We start from the raw sequence: 20,858 nt of genomic DNA, 5'->3' as shown, positions 1-20,858 counted from the left end.
TTCCCTTTCCGGCGGTTCCGACTCTAGCAGACCCTTTCGGTGTCCGACTCCCCGTCAGAGGGGGGCGTCTTCCCGGCCGTTGGGCCGTTCCGACGTTTCAAACCTTAGCGGACTCGCTCGGCGCTTCTCAAATCGGAGCCGTTCGGTTCCGTTCAAGACACCGGGTCCCGTACGAATTGAATTTCGACATGGCGAAAGCAACCCGTCAGGGAGGTCGTGCTGGTGGTTTGAGTGCCGCTGTCGCGGCGGAAGGTGCTGCCGCAGAACCGTTACGGCTCTGTGGCAACCCGGAGAACTCTACGGATCGGGCAGGTGGGTGTCAAGCACCCTCTGTCAAGATCTTTACGGCCGGGCAGGCGTCCCGGTGTCAGGCCAGGTCGGAGAGGCGTCCGCCGGCGTCGGGCTGGGCGTGCTCCACCCTGTACAGGAGACGGGTGAGGACCTCACCCAGGGCCGTCCGCTCCTCCGGGGAGAGGTCCTGGAGGAGGTCCTCCTCGAAGACGGTGGCCATGCGCATGACCTCCAGCCACTTCTCCCGGCCGGTCGGGGTCAGCTCCACGATCACCCGAACGCGGTTGGTCTCGTCCCGCTCGCGGGTGACCAGACCCTCGGTGACCATGCGGTCGATCCGGTGGGTCATGGCGGCCGGGGTCAGCCCGAGGCGCTTGGCGAGATCCCCGGGGCCCATGCGGTAGGGGGCGCCGGCGAGGACCAGGACCTTGAGGACCTCCCAGTCGGCATTGGTGATGCCGAGCTCGGCCGTCTGACGGCCGAAGGCGACGTTCATCCGGCGGTTCAGGCGGGACAGCGCGTTGACGATCTTCTCGACCTGGGGGTCGAGGTCCTGGAACTCGCGCTGGTACGCGGCGATCTGCTCTTCGAGTGTCGGCTCGCGGAGGCCGGGGGTGTCGCCCATGGCCGCAGTATGGCATGCCCCGTCTTTGCTTTGAAGTCCTTCGCTGTGTACTCTTTAGCTTCGAATTTTAGCTTCTAAGTCTTCACTCCTAACTCCTGACCTTACCCCTGACTTCTGACTTGTGAGAGAGGTGAACGTGACCAGGGCGATGGGCGCTGCGATGCGCCGGATCCACGTGGGCAACGCACTCAGCGCTTTCGGGCTCGGCTTCACGGTCCCGTACCTGTACGTCTACGTGGCGCAGGTGCGCGGGCTGGGGGCCATGACGGCGGGCCTCGTGCTCGCCGTCTTCGCTGTGGCCGCGCTGTTCGTGCTGCCGTTCGCCGGGCGGGCGATCGTCCGGCGCGGCCCGCTGCCGGTGCTGCTCACCGCCCTGGTCACGGCCGCGATCGGCGCGATGAGCCTGGGCCTGTCCGGCACCGCCGCGACCGTGCTGCTGTCGGCGGCGGCGCTCGGCGCCGGGCAGGCCGTGATGCAGCCGGCGCTCGCGACGATGATCGTCGACTGCTCCACCACGGGGACCCGGTCCCGGGCGTTCGCCATGCAGTTCTTCCTGCAGAACCTCGGACTCGGCGTCGGCGGTCTGATCGGCGGGCATCTCGTGGACCCGGCGAAAGCCGGCTCCTTCACGCTGCTGTTCGCACTCGAGGCGGCCATGTTCCTGCTGCTGGTCGCGGTGATGGCGACGGTGCGGATGCCGCGTGCGCCGCGTGTCGGGGACGCGTCGGCGCAGTCGGCCAAGGGCAGCTGGAGGGAACTGCTGGGCAACCGGGCCATGGTGCAGCTGTGCGTGCTGGGCTTCGTGCTCTTCTTCGCCTGTTACGGGCAGTTCGAGTCGGGGCTGAGCGCGTACGGGGTCGAGGCCGCCGGGATCTCGACGTCCGCGCTGGGGACGGCGCTGGCGGCGAACACCCTGGTGATCGTGGTCGCGCAGTTCGCGGTGCTGCGGTTCGTCGAGCGGCGCAAACGCTCGCGCGTGATCGCGTCCGTGGGGCTGATCTGGGCCGTCGCGTGGGCCGTGGCCGCGTACGCGGGGCTCGGGAACGGCAGCCAGGCGATGGCGACCGCCGCCTTCATCTCCACGTACGCCCTGTTCGGGCTCGGGGAGTCGCTGCTGTCGCCGACGCTCGCGCCGCTGGTCGCCGATCTCGCGCCGGCCGGTATGGCGGGGCAGTACAACTCGGCCTTCGCCCTGGTGAAGCAGCTCGCGCTGGCCGTCGGACCGGCGGTGGGCGGGCCGATGGGTGCCTCGCTGCACGGGCCGTACGTCCTGACCTTCCTGCTGTTCTCGCTGGGGATCACCGTGCTGGCGGTGCGGCTGGGACGGCAGCTCACCGATGCGCAGAACCATCCGTCGGCGGCGCGGAGCCGCGTGGTGACGCAGGGGGGCGCCGCGGCGGAGCAGGCTCCGGCGCACACCTGACGCACGCCCCGGGCTCCGCCCCGATCCTCCCTCTGCCCCTTACCGCCGGTCCTCGTTCCGGCCGCTCCGGACTCGTCTATGTGCCGGAGGTCTGCGGCAGGGCGAATTCGCACCAGACCGCCTTGCCGCCGCCCGGGGTGCGTCGGCTGCCCCAGCTGGAGGCGATCGTCGCGACGATGGCGATGCCCCGGCCGGACTCGTCGCCGGGCTCCGCGCGGCGGCGCCTCGGCAGGTGGTCGTCCCCGTCGGTGACCTCGACGATCAGGCGCCGGTCGGTGCGGCGCAGCCGCAGCCGCATGGGCGGTGTGCCGTGCTGGAGGGAGTTGGCGACCAGTTCGCTCGCCGCCAGGACGCCCAGGTCGTGCAGGTCGGCGGGGAAACGCCAGCTGGTCAGCACGCCGGAGGCGAAGGCACGCGCGCGGGGCGCCGCTTCGAGGCCGCCGAGGAGTTCCAGGGCGGCGTTGCGGAACAGCTCGTTCTCCGGGCCCGTGCGGGCGGGGTGCTGGAGGACCAGCACGGCGACGTCGTCGTCGTGGTCCGGGGCCACTCCGGCCGAGCGGATCAGGCGGTCGCAGACGACCTGGGGGGTGCCGGTGGCTCCGGCCAGGGCGCGCTCCAGGGCGGCGATGCCCTCGTCCAGGTCCTCGTTGCGGCGCTCCACCAGGCCGTCCGTGTAGAGGACGGCGGTGGAGCCGGGGCCGAGGGGGATCGAGCCGGACGCGTGCATCCAGTCGCCGGTGCCGAGCGGGGGGCCGGTCGGCTCGTCGGTGCGCCGGACGGTGCCGTCCGGGTCGCGGACCAGGATGGGCAGGTGGCCCGCGGAGGCGTACACCAGGCGTCCCTCGTTGGGGTCGTGGACGGCGTACACGCAGGTGGCGATCTGGTGGGCGTCGATCTCCGCGGCCAGGCCGTCGAGGAGCTGGAGGACCTCGTGCGGGGGGAGGTCGAGCCGGGCGTACGCGCGGACGGCCGTGCGGAGCTGCCCCATGACCGCGGCGGCCCGCACCCCCCTGCCCATGACGTCACCGATGACCAGGGCGGTCCGGCCGCCGCCGAGGGTGATCACGTCGTACCAGTCGCCGCCGACGGCGGCCTCGGTGCCGCCGGGGTGGTAGGTGGCGGCGATGCGCAGGTCGTCGGGTTCCTCGAGTTCCTGGGGGAGGAGGGAGCGCTGGAGGGTGACGGCCGTCTCGCGCTGGCGGCGTTCGCTGGCGCGCAGGCGTGCGGCGGCCTCGGCGTGGTCGGTGACGTCGGTGGCGAAGACCAGCACGCCGCGCCCGCTGTGCTCCCTCTCGGTGACCGGGGTGCAGGTGAAGGTGTAGGAGCGGCCGTCGGGTGCCTTGCGGGACTTGACCGTGCGGGGCTTTCCGCTGCGCAGGACCTGGTCCAGGAGGGGCAGCAGGCCGAGTTCGTCGAGCTCCGGGAGGGCACCGCGGGCGGGGGCGTCGACCGGGCGGTCGCCGAAGGCCGCCCGATAGGCGTCGTTGACGTAGGCGACGCGGTGGTCGGGGCCGTGGACCAGGGCGACGAGGGAGGGGACGTGATCCAGGACCTCGCGCGCCCCCAGCTCGTCGACGGCCGGCACGGACCGACCGTCGCCGGTGGGCCGTTCGGCGCGGGCGGCGGGCACGGAGCCCTCTCCCCGCCGGTCCGGGGGGACCGTGTGCTCGGTCCGCGCTGCGGCGCGGCGCTGCGTTCCGGGGAGCCGGGCGCTCCAGCGCGTGAAGTTCACGAATCCTTGCCTCGTGTAGTTGTCGGCGGCCGGGAAACGGGACCGGCCGGGTCCCGGGGCCGCACCGGAGCGGACTGCGGTCCGCCCGCGGTGGTGGACCAGTCTGGCAGGCTGCCGACCGGGCCGACATCCGTCAGACGCCGGGCCGGCGGGCGGAGTTCCCGGGACCGGTCAGGACGACCCCTTCGGGTCGTGCGGGGGGTCGTGAGGGGGCTTTCCACCGGCCGCCCGTTCGAACTCCGCACGCGGGTGCTCGAGTGACCCCAGGGAGACGATCTCCCGTTTGAAGAGCCCGGCGAGGGTCCATTCGGCGGCCACGCGCGCCTTGCGGTTGAAGGTGGGGACCCGGCTGAGGTGGTAGGTACGGTGCATGAACCACGCGGGATAGCCCTTGAGCCGGCGCCCGTAGACCTGGGCGACGCCCTTGTGCAGGCCCAGGGAGGCGACGGACCCGGCGTACTTGTGGGCGTACGTCTCGAGGGGTTCGCCGCGCAGGGAGTGCGCGATGTTGTCGCCGAGGACCCTGGCCTGGCGCAGGGCGTGCTGGGCGTTGGGCGCGCACTCCCGGCCGGGTTCCCCGGCGGTGACGTCGGGGACGGAGGCCGCGTCCCCGGCCGCCCACGCGTGCGCGGCGCCCTCGACGGCCAGCTCCGCGGTGCACTTCAGCCGTCCGCGCTCGTTCCGGGGCAGGTCGGTGGCGCCGAGGACGGGGTGCGGTTTGACGCCGGCCGTCCACACGACCGTGCGGGTGGGGAAGCGGGAGCCGTCGCTGAGTACGGCGAGCCGGTCCGCGCAGGACTCCAGACGGGTCCCGAGGCGTACGTCGATGTTGCGCCGGCGCAGCTCGGTGACCGTGTAGCGGCCCATCTCCTCGCCGACCTCGGGCAGGATGCGGTCCGACGCCTCGACGAGGATCCACTTCATGTCCTCGGGCCGGAGGTTGTGGTAGTACCGCGTGGCGTACCGGGCCATGTCCTCGAGTTCGCCGAGTGCCTCGACACCGGCGTAGCCGCCGCCGACGAAGACGAAGGTGAGGGCGGCGTCCCGCAGGGCCGGGTCGCGGGTGGAGGAGGCGATGTCCATCTGCTCCAGGACGTGGTTGCGCAGCCCGATGGCCTCCTCGACGGTCCTGAAGCCGATGCCGTGGTCGGCGAGGCCGGGGATCGGCAGCGCGCGGGACACGGAACCGGGTGCGAGCACCAGTTCGTCGTACGCGAGCCGCCGGCCTCCGGTGCCCTCCTCCCCGGTGGCGAGCGTCGTGACGGTCGCCGTGCGCCGGGCGTGGTCGACGGCGGTGACCTCGCCGATGACGACGTGGCACCGGTCGAGGACGCGGCGCAGCGGTACGACGACGTGCCGGGGGGAAATGGCACCGGCGGCCGCTTCCGGCAGGAAGGGCTGGTACGTCATGTACGGATCCGGGGTGACGACCGTGACCTCGGCCTCGCCCCGGCCGAGTTCCCGTTTCAGCTTCCGCTGCAGGCGCAGGGCCGTGTACATCCCGACGTAGCCGCCGCCGACAACGAGAATGCGCGCACGTTCCTTCACCATCCCATGACGCACCCGTCGCTTGAGTTTGTCCACAGCCCCGACGCATTGTGTGACCGGAGGGCCCGAAGACGCGGAGTTGGCCGATTCACCGATGTGAGCCGAATTCACGCAGGTCAGAAAGGGTGGGGCGGGTTCCGCTCGTGGTCACATACGGGACGTATGCCCTTCGTGCTCCGATCGGGGGGCGCTCCGTGCGGAACGTGCCTCTTCTGAATTGACTTCCTCTCAACTATGTTCGTGTGTCGACGGGGTGTAGGGGGATGCGCTCATCGGGTCCGCGACGGGCGGATCCGGCTGCCGGGTCCGTCCCGCACGCCCCAGCCATCAATGGCGGGGAGAAGTCTCCGGGGGGAGACGTCATTACCGGGGGAATACACATGCATGTTCAGGACTCTCATTGGTCTTCCGCGTCCACCGTCGCGACCGGCGCCACGATGAGCGCGCCCACGGGCAACGGACGCGCGGACGGCGCGCGCACGGCACCGCTGCGCGTGGACGCCCAGCGCAACCTGGAGCACGTGCTGCGTGCCGCACGCGAGGTCTTCGGCGAGCTGGGCTACGGCGCGCCGATGGAGGACGTGGCGCGCCGGGCACGGGTGGGCGTGGGCACGGTGTACCGGCGGTTCCCGAGCAAGGACGTGCTGGTGCGGCGGATCGCCGCGGAGGAGACCTCCCGGCTGACCGCCCAGGCGCGTGCGGCGCTCGGCCAGGAGGACGAGCCGTGGTCGGCGCTGTCCCGCTTCCTGCGCACGTCGGTCGCCTCCGGTGCCGGACGGCTGCTGCCGCCGCAGGTGCTGCGGGTGGGCGTGGCGGAGGAGCACACGCGCGTGCCGCAGCAGCGGGTCCAGCCGGCCGCGGGTGACCTGCGGCTGGTGCCCGGGGAACCGCCGGCCGCCGAACCCGAGGACGTCGGCACGGCCCAGCTCCTCGACGTGGTGGGCCGGCTGGTGGAACGGGCCCGTGCCGCGGGCGAACTCCGCCCCGACGTGTCGGTGGCGGACGTCCTCCTGGTGATCGCCACGGCCGCCCCCTCCCTGCCGGACGCGGCCCAGCAGGCGGCGGCCTCGGCCCGCCTGCTGGACATCCTGCTGGAGGGCCTGCGCTCGCGGCCCGAGTAGAACGAGCCACCGAAGCAGCCCGCCCGCGCCGACACCGGGCGGGCTGCCCGCACCCGCCCACGGCGGGAACCGGAAACGGCCACGGGCGCCCGGCACCCACCCACGGCGGGAACCAGTGACGGCCACGGCGGGAACCGACAACGACGGGCGCCCGGCACCCGCCCGCGGCGGGAACCGGAAACGACCGTGGGCGCCCGCGGACGCCCGCGGCGGGAAGGGGACGGGGCGGGGGTGTCCGCCCGCAGCGGCCGGCGCGTCCCTCACCACCCCCGAGAAGTCACCGCCGTCGCGCCGGACCGAGGACGGACACCCCCGCCCCGGCCCCGACCCCACCACCACCGCAGGCGCCACCCGCACCCCCACCGCACCGCAAGCTGCGCCGCAGGCCTCAAGACACCCACCCCCACACACCCGCACCCGAAACCGCACCCGCACCACAGACACACGCCCCCGCACAGCCCGCCGCAGGCACCCGCACCCGAAACCGCACCGCAGACGCACGCACCCACCCGCCCGGCCCGCCGCCAGGCGCCGGGCGCCAGGCGTCCGCCCCGCGGTCCTACGCCCGCCGCCCCCCGGCCCCCGCTCCCAGCGCCCCCCGCTGCGGCGCGATGCCCGCCGGAACCGCCCGCTGCCGCGCCGGCGTCCCCGTCCAGCACGTCCCCCTGCGCGCCAGCAGCCGCCGCAGCCACAGCTCCAGCGCGACCAGTTCCGCCAGTCCGTCCAGCGGCAGCGCCTCCCCCTCCGCGGCCCGCCGCAGCGCCTTGCGCACCACCCGTGCCTCGACCAGCCCCGCCTCCGCCAGCAGCGGCGTGTCGAACAACGCCATCAGCCCGTCCGCCGCCACCCGCAGCCCCGTCCGCGCCACGGCCGTCGCGGTGGCCCGGGTCGGCGCCCCCCACCCGGCCGGCAGGTCCCGCACGCCCGCGCCCTCCAGCACCGACCGCAGGATGGACGCCCGCGCCCCCGGCCGCACCCGCAGGGCCTCCGGCAGGGCCCGGCACGCCCGCACGACCTGGTTGTCGAGGAACGGCGCGTGCAGCCGCTGGGACCGGATCTCGGCGGCCTGCTCCAGCACCCGCAGGTCCGCCGCGTACCGGGCCAGTGCCGCCCGCGCCCGGAAGTCGCCGGGCCGCTGCCCCGGTCCCACCTCGGACCGCCGCGTCGACGCCTGCAGGCGAACCGATACTTCAGCCAGTGCCTCACCCGTCAGCCAGCGCGCCGCGGGCCCGGGTCCCCCCCAGGTCAGCGCGGCCAGCGAGGCGTCCCCCGCGCCGCCGGGGCCGTCCTCGTCCAGCCGGCGGCGCAGCAGCCGTTCCGCGAGGCTCTCCAGCCCCGTCCGGTAGGGCGTGCGCGCCAGCCGGCGGGCCGCCGCGTACACGCGCGCGGGCACCATCACGGACCCGTCCGCCTTGGCCAGCGCGGCGACCGGCCGCACGAGGTGCCGTCGCTTGCGGTCCATCAGCAGGTCGGCGAGGCGCGCCGGATGCGCGTCCAGCACCTGCCTCGCCCCGTACCCGGTGAAGTGGTCCGCGCTGCCCGCCGCCAGCCGTGCCCGGTGCCGTGCGGCCGAGACCAGCGAGGGGCCCGGCTCGTCGGTCAGCGGCCCGTCCAGGTCGACGTAGGGGAGGGTCTCCTCCCCGCCCGCGACCACCACGTGGTGCAGCCGGGGGTTCGCCGCCAGCGCCCCGGCCCGCTCCAGCTCGGCGTCGTCCCGTCCGCCGTCCGCGCCGCCCGCCGCCGCGAGGTCGTTGAAGGTGACGGCCAGCAGCCGCTCCCCGGCCCCGGTGCCGTGCCCCAGCACGGTCCCCGGCATCCCGGGCAGCCCCGCCGCCAGCAGCGCCAGCGTCGCGGACGCCGGCCCCCCGGACAGGTCGGCCCCGATGCCCGGCACCGGCGTCCCGCGCGCCGCGCGCCGCTCGGCGGGCCCCATCCCCGGAACGGGCCCGGGGTCGATGCCCGCGCCCGGTACGTGCCGGGGCGCGGCCAGCCGCGTCCGCACCGCCTCGACCAGCGCGTCCCCCACCGCCTCCACCGCCCGGTCGGGGTCCGCGGGGGGCGCCGCGACCGCGAGCGAGGCGACGGGCTCGTACCCGGCGACCTCGCGCGCCCCCGCGCGCAGGATCAGCGCGTGTCCCGGTGGGACGCGCTTCACGCCGTCGTACGGGGTCGAGTCGTGCAGCGCGGCCGGTACGTCCGGCACGGCGAGCAGCGCGGCGAGGTGCCCGAAGTCGAGGTTGGCCTCGACGAGGTCGGCGAGCGGCAGCGCGGCGGTCGCGTACGCCGTGCCGCCCGCCCAGGGGGTGTGGAACACCGGCCGGGCGCCCGCGAGATCGCCGCAGACGGTGACCCGGCGGCCCACCTGCACGACGGCGGTGTAGCTGCCCGGCCAGGCGGTGAGGTGCCGCAGGGCCCCTCCGCGCGCGGCGAACAGCGCGACGCGCAGCTGCTCGTCGGAGGCGCCGCAGGTGCCGAGGACGGCGATCCGGGTCCGGGCGTCGGCCGTGACCACGCGCACCTCGTCGGGGCGCCAGTCGCCGACCGCCCACAGCGGGTCGGGGTCGCCCCACAACAGCTGGGAACCCACGGGCTGCAGGGCCTCGCCGTCGTCGCCGGTGGCGCCGGCGGAGCCGAACCCCACGGCCCCCGCGGCGGTGCTGCTCCATCCCACCAACCACCGCATCGACGCCTCCGCAGGCTGTGGACAACCAGTGCACCGCATGAACCGGTTCCCCATGCTGCCATGAAGGAGGCGCCCGGGAGGCGTGCCGGAGCCGTGTGTGCTCCGTCGAATGCGCCCCGGCGGATACACCACCCCGGGACGAACACCCCGCCCGTCACAGGAAGATCGCCGAGGGCGGCCGCGCGGCCGTCCTCACCGCCGCGACGCGAATGCGCCCCCTCAACGCGCCCCCGGGAACCCCAACGCGCCCTCAAGTACCGTGGTAGACACGGGGATTTCCCGGGAACAACAGGGATCGACTTTCGGCCAAATCAGAGCGGCGGACAGTGTTCCGAACACGCTCCGTACAGGCTCTGCGCACCGCTGAACGGTCACACGGTCCGGGAGGCGCCGCACGCCTCCCGGACCGTTCCGCCGCCCGCGGGGATGAAGGCGGCGGTGTCCCCCAGCCCACTGGATCCAGTACAGCGGGCCGACCCACGCACGGACCATGGAATCGCTCCCCCGATGGCCGGAGAAGAGCGCACGCGCAGGCGCACGGCCACACGCCGGGAGCACGCCGCAACTGCGCGTGTCCGGGCCGCACTTCCGTACGGACCACAATCCCGCCATCCGGAAGAATGCCCCTTAACGCTTGGGATGCGGCGAACTACGCTGGGTTTACGAATGCCGCGTGGTTATGCCAGAGCGGCAGCCGTCTGTGTCGAGGGGTGGCGCATGTCCAGGGAGCAACGCGGGCCGAACGAAAAGCTCGGCGCCGTTCTCGCCCTCGCGGGAATCTCCAACGCGGGACTCGCACGGCGCGTCAACGACCTCGGCGCGCAGCGAGGGCTGACGCTTCGCTACGACAAGACGTCGGTGGCGCGCTGGGTGTCGAAGGGCATGGTGCCGCAGGGGGCCGCTCCGCACCTGATCGCCGCCGCCATCGGCCAGAAGCTGGGCCGCCCGGTGCCGCTGCACGAGATCGGCCTGGCGGACGCGGACCCCGCGCCCGAGGTGGGCCTCGCCTTCCCCCGGGACGTCGGGCAGGCGGTGAAGTCCGCGACGGAGCTGTACCGGCTGGACCTCGCCGGCCGCAGGGCGGGCTCCGGCGGCATCTGGCAGTCGCTGGCCGGCTCCTTCGCGGTGAGCGCGTACGCGACGCCCGCCTCGCGCTGGCTGATAACCCCGGCCGACAGCTCGGTGGCGCGCGAGGTGAACCCGTCCGAGGGCCCCGGCGCACCGATCAAAGTCGGCCACAGCGACGTGCGGAAACTGCGGGAGGCCGCCGAGGACGCCCGCCGCTGGGACTCCAAGTACGGCGGCGGCGACTGGCGTTCGTCGATGGTCCCCGAATGCCTGCGGGTCGAGGCGGCCCCGCTGCTGCTCGGCTCCTACTCCGACGACGTCGGACGCTCGCTCTTCGGCGCCGCCGCCGAACTCACCCGCCTCGCCGGCTGGATGGCCTTCGACACCGGTCAGCAGGAGGCCGCCCAGCGCTACTACATCCAGGCCCTGCGCCTGGCCCGCGCCGCGGCGGACGTACCGCTGGGGGGCTACGTCCTGGCGTCCATGTCCCTCCAGGCGACCTACCGCGGCTTCGGCGACGAGGGCGTCGACCTCGCCCAGGCCGCGCTGGAACGCAACCGCGGCCTGGCCACCGCGCGCACCATGAGCTTCTTCCGCCTCGTCGAGGCCCGCGCGCACGCACGCGCGGGCGACGCCCAGGCCGCCGGCGCCGCCCTGAAGGCGGCCGAGGGCTGGCTGGAGCGCTCCCGCCCCGGCGACAGCGACCCCACCTGGCTCGGCTTCTACGGCTACGACCGGTTCGCCGCCGACGCCGCGGAGTGCTACCGCGACCTCAAGGCACCCCGCCAGGTCCGCCGCTTCACCGAGCAGGCGCTGTCGAAGCCGACGGAGGAGTTCGTGCGCTCGCACGGCCTGCGGCTGGTCGTCTCGGCCGTCGCCGAACTGGAGTCGGGCAACCTGGACGCGGCCTGCGAGCAGGGCGTCCGCGCGGTGGAGGTGGCGGGCCGTATCTCGTCGGCCCGTACCACCGAGTACGTCAAGGACCTCCTGCACCGCCTGGAGCCCTACGGCGACGAACCCCGTGTGGTCGAGCTGCGCGAGCGCGCCCGGCCGCTCCTGATGGCCCCGGCGGGCTGACACCATCCCGGGGCGCCCGGGGCCGCCGTGCCGGGCCGCCCTGCCGGTGCGCCGGCGACGCCCGCCGGACCGGCGGTGACGGGCGCGGCCGCCGGCCGCCGTGCCCCCGTAAAATCGACAGCACTGTGTCTGACTCCGTGAACACCCCCGCAGCCCCGCACCCCGCGCACGCGCCCGGTGAGTCGATCCGCCGCACCCGGGCCAAGGGGGAGCCGAGGTTCCCGGACGGCCCGAAGGCCGACCCCGCCGGGTCGCACTTCGAGCGGCGCATCCGGAGCTTCCAGCCGCGCCGCAGCCGGGTGACCGCCGGGCAGGCGGACGCGCTGCAGCGGCTGTGGCCCAAGTGGGGCTTCGACATCGACGGCCGGCGCCGGCTCGACCTCGCGGAGTTCTTCGGCAACGACAACCCGGTCGTCCTGGAGATCGGCTTCGGCATGGGCGAGGCCACCGCGCGGATGGCCGCCGCCGACCCGGCCACCAACATCCTCGCCGTCGACGTCCACACCCCCGGCCAGGGCAACCTCCTCAACCTGGCCGACCAGCAGGGTCTGACCAACGTCCGCGTCGGCAACGGCGACGCGATCATCCTCCTGCGCGAGATGCTCGCCCCGGACTCCCTGGACGGACTGCGCGTCTACTTCCCCGACCCGTGGCCCAAGAAGCGGCACCACAAGCGGCGGCTGATCCAGCCCGCGTTCCTCTCCCTGGCGGCGACCCGCCTCAAGCCGGGCGCGGTGCTGCACTGCGCCACCGACTGGGAGCCGTACGCCGAGCAGATGCTCGAGGTGCTGACCGCGCACCCCGCCTTCGAGAACACCCGGGCCGACGGCGGTTTCGCGCCGCGTCCCCCGTTCCGGCCGCTGACCCGTTTCGAGAGTCAGGGACTGGACAAGGGTCATGTCGTGAACGACCTGCTCTTCCGTCGCACCCCGCACGGCGACCGCCCCGGAGCGGACCGCTGCGACCAGCCCCCCGCCGGCGTCTGAGCCTCTTGCGCGCTCCTGCGGCCGGCGCCCCGTCCCGTTAGGGTCCCTCCCGTGGCCAGCAGCCCTCCCCGCCCGAGGCATCCCGGCACGGTGCCGCCGCCCGGCGTGCCCCCGCGGCCCGACGGTGCGCCCCGGCACGCGCACTGGTGGCAGCGGCCCCGGGTGCGCTACGGAGCGCTGGCCGCCCTGCTCGCGCTGTCGGGGCTGGTCATCCTCGCACTGGTGCGCGAGCAGACCGGCACGGACGGGTTCCTGGTCGGGCTGGGACTCGCGGTGCTTCCCGTGCCGCTGCTCACCGCCGCCTTCCGGTGGCTGGACCGGGTGGAGCCGTGGCCCTGGCCGAGCCTGCTGTTCTCCTTCGCCTGGGGGGCCTGTGCGGCGGCGCTCATGGCGATCGTGGCCAACAGCTTCGCCACGCAGTGGATAGCGACGGCCACGGCCGACCCGTCGGGCGCGGACACCCTCGGCGCGACCGTCATAGCGCCCGTCGTGGAGGAGAGCGCGAAGGCCGCCGCCGTGCTGCTGGTCTTCCTCTTCCGCAGACGCGACTTCACCGGGCTCCTCGACGGCGTGGTGATAGCCGGGGTCACCGCCACCGGCTTCGCGTTCACCGAGAACATCCTCTACCTCGGCACCGCCTTCGGCACCGACCGGCTGACCGGCGACAGCGGCTTCGCCTCGGTCACCGCGGCGACCTTCTTCGTCCGCATCGTCATGTCGCCCTTCGCGCACCCGCTGTTCACCGTGCTCACCGGCATCGGGTTCGGGCTCTGCGCGCTCTGTGCGCGGCGGCAGCGGGTCCGCCGGGTGCTGCTGCCGCTGTGCGGACTGCTGCTCGCGATGGTCATGCACGCGCTGTGGAACGGGTCCTCGACGCTGGGCGACTACGGGTTCTTCGCCGTGTACCTGGCGTTCATGGTGCCGGTGTTCGGCGTGCTGACCTGGCTGGTGGTGTGGACGCGGCAGCGCGAACTGCGGACGGTGCGGGCGGAACTGCCGGCGTACGCCGCGGCCGGCTGGCTGGCGCCGGCGGAGCCGTTCGCCCTGGGCTCGATGCGCGCCCGGCGCGTCGCCCGGCGGTACGCGCGCCGGCACGGGGGGAAGGCCGCGGCCCGGGCAGTGGCCCGGTACGAGGCGTGCGCGACCTCGCTGGCGTTCCTGCGGCACCGCGGGCGGCTCGGCCGCGCGGGGCCGGACTTCGTCGTACGGGAACGGGAGCTGCTGGGGGAGCTGTGGGCCCGCCGGGGGGCGGCCCGCCCGGCACTGGACCACGCCGCCCGCGCCCTCGCGCCGCCGGTCCCGGCCGCCGTCGCGCCGTGGCCGGTGCACGGGCCCTACGGGGTCCATGGAGTCCATGGGCTCCACGGAATCCGGGGGACTCACGGGGCCTACGGGATCTACGAGGCTCACGGGAGCCAGGAGGCCCACGGAGTCCAGGGCGCTCCCGGTTGCGGTCCGCCGCCGCAGGCGCGGCCGTACCCGGCCTACCGGCCGAACCCTTACCGGTCCTGAAACCGCCGACGGCAGCCCTGACGTCGGAGGGCCGCCGTCGGGACTGCCGGGGTCCCCGGCACTGCCGGGGTTCGGGAAGCGGTGGTTCTCAGGGGTTGAGGCCCTTGCTCCGCAGCCACGCCAGCGGGTCGATGCCCGCGGAGGAGCCCGCGGAGTGGACCTCCAGGTGGAGGTGGGCCCCGGTGGAGTTGCCGGTGGAGCCGACGCGGCCGATCACGTCGCCGGTGTTGACCTTCTGGCCGACGCTGACGCTGATGGAGGACTGGTGGGCGTACCAGACCTCGGTGCCGTCGTCGAGGGTCAGCACGGTCTTGTAGCCGTAGGAGCCGTCCCAGCCGGCGAAGGTGATCGTGCCGGTGTGGACCGCCTTGATCAGCGTGCCCGAGGGAGCGGCGAAGTCGAGGCCGGTGTGGTAGCCGGAGGACCAGTAGGCGCCGGCCTGGCCGAAGGTCGAGCTGAGGGTGTACGAGGAGGTCGGCAGCGCGTACTGCTTGGCCAGCGCGGCGAGGCGCTCGGCCTCGGCCTTCCGCCGGGCCTCCTCCTCCGCCTTCTTCTTCGCCTCCTCCGCCTTGGCCTTGGCCTCCTTCTCCGCCTTGGCGGCGGCCTCGGCGGCCTCCTTCTCGGCGGCGGCGACGGCCTCCGCCGCGGCCCTGCTCTCGGCCTGGTCCTGCTGCTGCTCGACCTGCGCCATGATCCGGGCGCGCAGCGCCTCGCCGGCGCCGGCGGCGCCCTGCTCGGCGTCGGTGCCGGTCATGCCGATGCTGCTGAGCGGCGTGGCGGAACCGGCGGGCTCCTCCTCGTCGGAGATGAGGGAGCCCACGTTGGGGAGGTCGGGCACGGAGATCGAGACCGGCGGCTTGCCGGTCTGGGCGCTGGCCATGCCGCCCGCGCCCACGGCGGCGATGACGCCGACGCCCAGGACGGTGGAGCTGCGGGCGAGTCCTCCGCCGCGCTGCTTGCTGACGCGGTGCCGGCCGCGTACCGGGCGGATGGACTCCGCGGTGGGGTTCCACTCCTCGAAGGGGCCCTCGTCGCCGGGGACGCGGCCGTAGCCGAAGGTCTCGCCGTCGCGCTGACTCGGCATGAAGGGGGCCTCGGGAGCAGGCCGGTTTGACGCCACGTGGGCGTACTCCTTTCCTTCCTCCACCGCCTACCGGGTTAGCTGACGGGTTCGGAGCAGGAAGGTCTCCTACGCGCGTATACACACCGTGCTTCCACGGCGGTATCCACGCGATTCACCCCATGGTGGTGGTTCCCCGGTTCCCTCGCGGGATTCGGCGCGTGCGCACGGAGCCGACTTCTGTGACGGCTGGGACGACCGCGCTGCGTTATCGAACGTTAATAGAGGTGAGGGTCGGATTCCAAGCCGTTCCTCTTGATCATCCACGATCCCCGTACGGACTTAACCGCCAGGAGCAGGCGAAAACGGGCGAGTTGACCCGCCTTCAGGGCTCTGCGATCTTCTGACGGTATGTCAGTCGTCATGCGCAGTGAGGCGGGACGGTCACCTTCGGTGACGAGGGGTGGGCAGGGGAAACACCGAGGGCCGGAACCCTTTCGGGTTCCGGCCCTCGGCCTTCAGTAGCGGGGACAGGATTTGAACCTGCGACCTCTGGGTTATGAGCCCAGCGAGCTACCGAGCTGCTCCACCCCGCGTCGGTATGACACCAGTGTACGCCATGCGCGGGACACCCGGCGCACCCCTCTCCTCCGCCCCTTCCTCCCCCTCCTTCCCTGCCTCCTCCCCTCCTCTTCCCCCGCCCCTTCTCAGCGGCCGGTCAGATGGCTGTTCGGCGCCTGCGCCCGCTCCTCGTGCTCCGGCAGGACGACGACGGTGGCGCCCCCGTCCGCCAGCACCCCGCTGCCGTCGGCACCCGGCACGAAGGTGTCCGGCTCGCGCCAGGCCGTGACCACCCGCCGTATCCCCGCGTCCAGGATCAGCCGGGCGCAGGACGCCGGCCGGGACGCGCGCCGGGCACAGGGCTCCAGGCTGGAGTACACGGTGGCGGTCGCGAGCCGGGGGTCCGTGGGGTCGGTCTTGGCGAGCGCCGCCTCCTCCGCGTGCACCACCGGGTCCCCGCCCTCGCGGGAGTGGCCCCGGGCCAGTTCCGTACCGTCGGCCGCGACCACCACCGCGCCCACGCTGAACGCCGTCCGGGACGGCGGGCACCGGTCCGCGAGATCGCAGGCGAGGGCCAGCCAGTGGTGGTCGGCGGCGGAGGGCAGCCCGTCGGTGCCGGGCGCGGTGGGCTCGTACCGCATCAGGACGACGTCGCCGACGGCCCGGGTCTCGAGCAGCCGCAGCCGTCCGCCCTGGTAGGAGCCGGGACCGAAGAGGCGGGGGGCGTCCGGATCGCCGACGAGGAGCGGGGCGAGGACCAGCTGGAGCTCGTCGGCGAGGCCCTGGGTGAGGAGCTGGGTGTGGATCAGGCCGCCGCCCTCGACCATGAGCCGCCGGACCCCGCGCACGGCGTGCAGGTGCTCCAGGAGCCGGCGCCAGTCGATCCCGGGGCCGAGCGGGACGACGTCGGCCGCGAGACCGAGGGCGCGGGCCCGCTCGGCGCCCCGGTCGGTCGTGTAGAGGACCTTCTCGCCGCCGGTGTGCCAGAACAGCGCCGCCGGGTCCAGGTCGCCGGAGCCGCTGACGGCGACCTTGAGCGGGTACTCGGACCCGCCCCGCGCGACCCGGCCGGCCCGCCGCTCGGGCGAGTTGACCAGCAGGCGCGGGTTGTCGGCGCGGATCGTGCCGGCGCCGACCAGGATCGCGTCCACCGACGCCCGCACCTCGTCGACCCGGTCGAAGTCGGCCGGGCCGGACAGCAGCAGCCGCTCGGGGCCGGTGTCGTCCAGGCAGCCGTCCAGGGAGACGGCGGCGGACAGCAGGACGTAGGGGTGGGGCATCGGCGCACTCTCCTGGCGGGAACGGCAAAACGGCGGACGGGTCCCGTCCCGGCCCGTGCGGAGCCGTCCGGTCCGGGCCGGGTCTGTCCCCAAGCCTGCACGACGCGCGGCGGAGCGGGGCCCGGGGAGGCCCGGCCCCCGCCGCTCCCGGCGGCGTCCGGTTCGGGGACGGCGCCGCACGAGGGGGGCGTCAGGGCTCGATCAGGCCCACGCGGATGGCGTACCGGGTGAGTTCCAGGCGGTCCTTCAGGCCCAGCTTGGAGAGCAGGTTGGCGCGGTGGCGCTCCACCGTCTTCGGGCTGATCACCAGGAGGTCGGCGATCTGCTGCGAGGTGTTCCCCTCGGCGACCAGCTTGAGGATCTCCTCCTCCCGGTCGGTGATGGCCTTCGGGGGCAGGTTCCGGCCGTCCCGGGCGAGGTCGAGGTAGTTGCGGATGAGGGCGTTGACGGCGCCCGGGTAGAGGAACGGCTCCCCGCGCATGGTGGCCCGGCACGCCTCGACCAGGTCGCGGTCGGCGACGGACTTGAGGACGTACCCGGAGGCGCCGGCGCCGAGGGCCTCGAAGAAGAACTGCTCGTTGTCGTACATCGTCAGGATGAGTATCCGCGTCTCCGGCAGGGTGTGGGAGAGCTCGCGGGCCGCCTGCAGTCCGGTCAGACGCGGCATGGCGATGTCGAGGATGACCAGGTCGGGCCGGTGGGCGCGGGCCTGTTCGAGGGCCTCGGCGCCGTCGTCGGCCTCGGCGACCACGGTCAGGTCCGGTTCGCCGTCGAGGATGAGGCGGACCCCGCGGCGGACCAGCGCGTGGTCGTCGGCGAGGAGGATGCGGGTGGGGGCCGGGTCGGTCATGTCCAGGGTTTCCGGTCGGTGGCTGCGAGCGCGAGGGCCGGTACCCGGACGGGCGCCGGTCCCCGCACGGGAACGGGCACGGTCAGACGTACTTCGGTGCCCCCGCCGCCGGCCGGGCCCACGGCGAGGTCGGCGCCGACGAGCAGGGCGCGCTCCCGCATCCCGCGGATCCCGGGGCCCTCCGCCACGTCGCCGATGCCGCGGCCGTCGTCGTGGACACGGAGTTCGACACCGGCGGGGACGCGGTGCAGGGCGATCCCGGCGCGCCGGGCCCCGGCATGGCGCGCGACGTTGGTGAGCCCCTCCTGGGCCACCCGGTAGATCACCAGCTCGGCCTCCGGTCCCAGGCCGGGCAGGTCGGGTTCGAAACGGTGCTGGACAGTGAGGCCGGGGCCGCCGAACTCGGTGGCGAGGGCCTTGAGGGCGGGGATCAGCCCGAGCTCGTCCAGGACCCCGGGGCGCAGTCGGCGGGCGATGCGCCGGACCTCGTCCAGGCTGCTCCGGGTGATCTCCTGCGCCGGGCTCAGCTCCTCGCGCAGCTCCGGCGGGGCGTGGTCGGCGACCCGCTTCAGCTGGAGCAGCACGGCGGTGAGGCTCTGGCCCACCTCGTCGTGCAGTTCCTGGGCGATGCGGCGGCGCTCCGCCTCCTGCGCGGACAGGGCGCGTGCGCTGCTCGTGGCGCGTTCGTCCTCCAGCCGGTCGAGCATCGTGTTGTACGTGCTGATCAGCTCGGCGACCTCCCCCCGGCCGGCGACCGCGGGACGGTGCCCCGGACGGAGGAGGTCGGTGGTGTTCATGGCGCGGGTGAGGCGCTGGAGCGGGGCGAGTCCCACCCGCAGCAGCAGCGCGTTGGCGACCAGCATGGCGGCCAGGCCCACGGTGAGCACCGCGGCTTCGGTGAGCAGGACCGGGGTGGAGACGGTGACCGGCCCGAGCAGCAGGGCGGTGGCGGTGATCAGCACGACGGCGTTGAGCAGGAAGATACGCCAGAACAGTGGCACCCAGTACCACCTCCTCACCGCTCGCCCCGTGCCGCTCGTGTCGTAGGCTCCCGTCCTGCCGGAGGCCGGGACAGTCCGCGGGCCTGGGGCGCGGGCGCGGGCCGTCACGACCCAGCGTGAGCGCTGCGCGGGCCGTGCGCCATCCGTGACAGTCCCCATTTTCCGGACGGCCGCCGGGCGCCGGACCGGTGCCCCTACACCCTGGGCCCCCCGGAAATGGGGGTCGGAGCCGATGGAGAAACCGCCGTCGGCGGGCGACGGTGGAGACACGGGTGACAGACCCGGTCCCGCCGCACCGCCGTACCGGGCGGGCGACGGCAGAACGTGTGAACAAGCTTCCTGTGTGCCGGCCCGCTCGTGCGGGCCGGCGGTTCGTTTCCGCACCCCTGGCGTCAGGGGACCGACGTCCGGTGGTGCCTCACAGGGGCGGCCGGTGTCGCCCGGCCGCCCACCGGTCGGGAAGGAGGAGCCGTGCCCCAGTCCGACGACGAGCGCCTCGTCGATCTCGCGGCCCGACTCGAGAAGGAGGACCCCCGCTTCGCGCGCTCGCTGTCCCTCGGGAAGCCGGCCCCGCCGCGCGAGTACCGCCGGACACGCGTCTGGTGGGCGCTGGGCATCGGCATCGTCATGCTGATCGCGGGCATGGTGCTGCCCGACGGGCTGCTGATCGCGGCGGGCCTGGTCGTCAGCGGCATCTCCGTCCACCTGCTCGACCCGATCGACCCGCCCCGGTCACGGCACCCGAGCAGCCGCTCACCTCGCTGACCGCGCCCGCCGGCCGCGCGTCCCGTCGTCCCCGTCCCCGGCCGTCCCCGTCCCCGCCGTGTCCGCCCCCGCCGTGTCCGCCCCCGGCCGGTCACCGGCCGCGCCGGGCGGCCGCCCGCGCCGCGTCCGGCCGCCCGCGCGCCGGTCCGGTTCGACGCCTCCGCCCGGTCCCCTCCCGCCGCCGCCCCGGCCGGCACCCGGCCGAACCGGCCCTCCGCGCCGTGACCCGCGGCCGCCGCGGTGGGAAAATCCGCCGGGGGAGACGGGAAGGGGAGCGTCAGCATGATCGAGTGGGTGACCCTCGGCACCGGACCGAGACCGGTCCCCCGGCCCGCCGCCACGCCCCTGGTGTGGGCCGGCGCCTCCGGCGGCGCGCCGGTGCTGGTGGCGCTGCTCCACACGACCGTGGGCCCGGACCGCCCCGGCCTCGCCCTGATCACCCTGTCCCTGCTGGCCGCCGTCCTCGGCGGGTGCGCCCGGTTCACCGCGGCCCCGGGGACCGCCGTCCTGTGCTGGCTGTTCCTCAACGGCTTCGCCGTCCCGCCCGCGGGCTCCCTCTCCTGGGCCGGTCCCCGCGACACCCTCTGGCTCGTCTGCCTGCTCACCGCCGCCCTCACCGGCACGGTCGTCTCCCGGCTGGCCCACGCCCGTGCGGCCCACCACCGCCTCGCCACGGTCGTCGGCGCGCCGCGCGCGGAACCGGACGAGTGGCCGCACCCCTCCTGACGGAGCGGCGCGGCTCCGGACCGGCTCGTACGGGGGGACAACGCAGCGGGGGGCGAAACAGCCCAAGCCAACCCCCGCGCCCCCCCGCCAGGCTGGGGGGGGTTTTCCCCCCCCCCCCTCTCCAGGCCCCTCTGGCCCGAACCCCCCACCCCCCCAGCCCCCCCTCCCTGGCGCACCCCCCCCCCCCCCCCCCCCCCCCCCCCCCCCCCCCCCCCCCCCCCCACGGCGGGTCGGAGGGGGTCTTCCCTCCCCCGCGGCCGTAGGCCCTGTGGGACTCGAACCCACAACCAATGGATTAAAAGTCCACTGCTCTGCCAATTGAGCTAAGGGCCCCCTGAGGATGTTGCCTCCCCGAGCATAGCGGGACACGGCCGGGTCTCCGATCGGGTATCGGGCAGCCGGGCCCGGACGTGTCCCCCGCCGGAACGCGGGAGGGGGGGGGGGGGGGGGGGGGGGGGGGGGGGCGCCGGAAGGGGGGGGGGGGGGGGGGGGGGGGGGGGGGGGGGGAGAGAGGGAGGACGACTCGGGAGAAGAGGGTGAAACACAACC

Annotated in this window: 15 protein-coding genes, 2 tRNA genes and 1 riboswitch; of the genes, 7 read left to right on the top strand and 10 right to left on the bottom strand. The window is 74.3% G+C overall.

Features of this window, described 5'->3' with window-relative positions:
* Positions 1 to 367 precede the first annotated feature (367 nt).
* Positions 368 to 916 carry a MarR family winged helix-turn-helix transcriptional regulator gene (locus ACZ56B_RS27980; protein ID WP_468796333.1) on the bottom strand — a complete coding sequence of 183 codons (549 nt, stop codon included), beginning with the start codon at positions 914 to 916 and terminating at the stop codon, positions 368 to 370.
* 148 nt (positions 917 to 1,064) lie between these two features.
* On the opposite strand from ACZ56B_RS27980, the gene ACZ56B_RS27975 reads away from it, so the two are divergent.
* Complete coding sequence (locus ACZ56B_RS27975) at positions 1,065 to 2,339, top strand: MFS transporter (protein ID WP_468796337.1); 1,275 nt, start codon at positions 1,065 to 1,067, stop codon at positions 2,337 to 2,339.
* Between the two features lie 76 nt (positions 2,340 to 2,415).
* Here ACZ56B_RS27975 and ACZ56B_RS27970 read toward each other — a convergent pair whose 3' ends face one another.
* Entirely contained in the window at positions 2,416 to 4,071 is a 1,656-nt protein-coding gene (locus ACZ56B_RS27970; RefSeq protein ID WP_468796331.1) for an ATP-binding SpoIIE family protein phosphatase, read from the bottom strand.
* A 171-nt stretch (positions 4,072 to 4,242) separates the two neighbouring features.
* The gene (locus tag ACZ56B_RS27965; protein ID WP_468796329.1) at positions 4,243 to 5,622 is read right to left on the bottom strand and encodes an NAD(P)/FAD-dependent oxidoreductase; all 1,380 of its coding nucleotides are present in this window, start codon (positions 5,620 to 5,622) and stop codon (positions 4,243 to 4,245) included.
* A gap of 377 nt (positions 5,623 to 5,999) precedes the next feature.
* Between ACZ56B_RS27965 and ACZ56B_RS27960 the strand changes: the two genes are divergently transcribed.
* On the top strand, positions 6,000 to 6,740 hold the full coding sequence (locus ACZ56B_RS27960; protein ID WP_468796327.1) for a TetR/AcrR family transcriptional regulator: 741 nt from the start codon (positions 6,000 to 6,002) through the stop codon (positions 6,738 to 6,740).
* Positions 6,741 to 7,299: 559 nt separating this feature from the next.
* Here ACZ56B_RS27960 and ACZ56B_RS27955 read toward each other — a convergent pair.
* Entirely contained in the window at positions 7,300 to 9,423 is a 2,124-nt protein-coding gene (locus tag ACZ56B_RS27955; RefSeq protein WP_468796325.1) for an asparagine synthase-related protein, read from the bottom strand.
* A 717-nt stretch (positions 9,424 to 10,140) separates the two neighbouring features.
* Between ACZ56B_RS27955 and ACZ56B_RS27950 the strand changes: the two genes are divergently transcribed.
* From ACZ56B_RS27950 to ACZ56B_RS27940, 3 genes are all read left to right on the top strand, one after another.
* Positions 10,141 to 11,568, top strand: coding sequence for an MFS transporter (locus ACZ56B_RS27950; RefSeq protein ID WP_468796323.1), 1,428 nt, complete (start codon positions 10,141 to 10,143; stop codon positions 11,566 to 11,568).
* A gap of 125 nt (positions 11,569 to 11,693) precedes the next feature.
* The gene (gene trmB / locus ACZ56B_RS27945; RefSeq protein ID WP_468796321.1) at positions 11,694 to 12,554 is read left to right on the top strand and encodes a tRNA (guanosine(46)-N7)-methyltransferase TrmB; all 861 of its coding nucleotides are present in this window, start codon (positions 11,694 to 11,696) and stop codon (positions 12,552 to 12,554) included.
* Positions 12,555 to 12,605: 51 nt separating this feature from the next.
* Positions 12,606 to 14,066: a PrsW family intramembrane metalloprotease gene (locus ACZ56B_RS27940; RefSeq protein WP_468796319.1), complete on the top strand. Its 1,461-nt coding sequence runs from the start codon at positions 12,606 to 12,608 to the stop codon at positions 14,064 to 14,066.
* Positions 14,067 to 14,154: 88 nt separating this feature from the next.
* Here the strand turns inward: ACZ56B_RS27940 and ACZ56B_RS27935 are convergent, their stop codons facing one another.
* From ACZ56B_RS27935 to ACZ56B_RS27915, 5 genes are all read right to left on the bottom strand, one after another.
* Complete coding sequence (locus tag ACZ56B_RS27935) at positions 14,155 to 15,186, bottom strand: M23 family metallopeptidase (RefSeq protein ID WP_468796317.1); 1,032 nt, start codon at positions 15,184 to 15,186, stop codon at positions 14,155 to 14,157.
* Between the two features lie 12 nt (positions 15,187 to 15,198).
* Positions 15,199 to 15,356: riboswitch (cyclic di-AMP (ydaO/yuaA leader) on the bottom strand.
* Between the two features lie 292 nt (positions 15,357 to 15,648).
* Positions 15,649 to 15,722, bottom strand: a tRNA-Met gene (locus tag ACZ56B_RS27930).
* Positions 15,723 to 15,833: 111 nt separating this feature from the next.
* Positions 15,834 to 16,967, bottom strand: a complete 1,134-nt coding sequence (locus tag ACZ56B_RS27925; RefSeq protein ID WP_468796315.1) for a dihydrofolate reductase family protein — start codon at positions 16,965 to 16,967, stop codon at positions 15,834 to 15,836.
* 190 nt (positions 16,968 to 17,157) lie between these two features.
* Entirely contained in the window at positions 17,158 to 17,817 is a 660-nt protein-coding gene (locus tag ACZ56B_RS27920) for a response regulator (RefSeq protein ID WP_468796313.1), read from the bottom strand.
* Positions 17,814 to 18,818, bottom strand: coding sequence for a HAMP domain-containing sensor histidine kinase (locus ACZ56B_RS27915; RefSeq protein ID WP_468796311.1), 1,005 nt, complete (start codon positions 18,816 to 18,818; stop codon positions 17,814 to 17,816). Before ACZ56B_RS27915 ends, ACZ56B_RS27920 begins: the two co-directional genes overlap by 4 nt.
* 471 nt (positions 18,819 to 19,289) lie before the next feature.
* Here ACZ56B_RS27915 and ACZ56B_RS27910 point away from each other — a divergent pair, with 471 nt between their 5' ends.
* Both ACZ56B_RS27910 and ACZ56B_RS27905 read left to right on the top strand, forming a co-directional pair.
* Complete coding sequence (locus tag ACZ56B_RS27910) at positions 19,290 to 19,583, top strand: DUF3040 domain-containing protein (RefSeq protein ID WP_468796309.1); 294 nt, start codon at positions 19,290 to 19,292, stop codon at positions 19,581 to 19,583.
* A gap of 282 nt (positions 19,584 to 19,865) precedes the next feature.
* Positions 19,866 to 20,309, top strand: a complete 444-nt coding sequence (locus ACZ56B_RS27905) for a DUF4118 domain-containing protein (protein ID WP_468796307.1) — start codon at positions 19,866 to 19,868, stop codon at positions 20,307 to 20,309.
* Between the two features lie 260 nt (positions 20,310 to 20,569).
* Here ACZ56B_RS27905 and ACZ56B_RS27900 read toward each other — a convergent pair.
* A tRNA-Lys gene (locus ACZ56B_RS27900) sits at positions 20,570 to 20,642 on the bottom strand.
* Between the last annotated feature and the right edge of the window lie 216 nt (positions 20,643 to 20,858).

Source organism: Streptomyces sp. NPDC034670 (genome assembly GCF_055574875.1).
This window is presented reverse-complemented; position numbering and strand designations above follow the sequence as displayed.

Bases quoted from the DNA above. Each gene is read 5' to 3' on its own strand.
- ACZ56B_RS27980 (WP_468796333.1), bottom strand. From the start codon at position 916: ATGGGCGACACCCCCGGCCTCCGCGAGCCGACACTCGAAGAGCAGATC.
- ACZ56B_RS27975 (WP_468796337.1), top strand. From the start codon at position 1,065: ATGGGCGCTGCGATGCGCCGGATCCACGTGGGCAACGCACTCAGCGCT.
- ACZ56B_RS27965 (WP_468796329.1), bottom strand. From the start codon at position 5,622: ATGGTGAAGGAACGTGCGCGCATTCTCGTTGTCGGCGGCGGCTACGTC.
- ACZ56B_RS27960 (WP_468796327.1), top strand. From the start codon at position 6,000: ATGCATGTTCAGGACTCTCATTGGTCTTCCGCGTCCACCGTCGCGACC.
- ACZ56B_RS27955 (WP_468796325.1), bottom strand. From the start codon at position 9,423: ATGCGGTGGTTGGTGGGATGGAGCAGCACCGCCGCGGGGGCCGTGGGG.
- ACZ56B_RS27950 (WP_468796323.1), top strand. From the start codon at position 10,141: ATGTCCAGGGAGCAACGCGGGCCGAACGAAAAGCTCGGCGCCGTTCTC.
- ACZ56B_RS27925 (WP_468796315.1), bottom strand. From the start codon at position 16,967: ATGCCCCACCCCTACGTCCTGCTGTCCGCCGCCGTCTCCCTGGACGGC.
- ACZ56B_RS27920 (WP_468796313.1), bottom strand. From the start codon at position 17,817: ATGACCGACCCGGCCCCCACCCGCATCCTCCTCGCCGACGACCACGCG.
- ACZ56B_RS27905 (WP_468796307.1), top strand. From the start codon at position 19,866: ATGATCGAGTGGGTGACCCTCGGCACCGGACCGAGACCGGTCCCCCGG.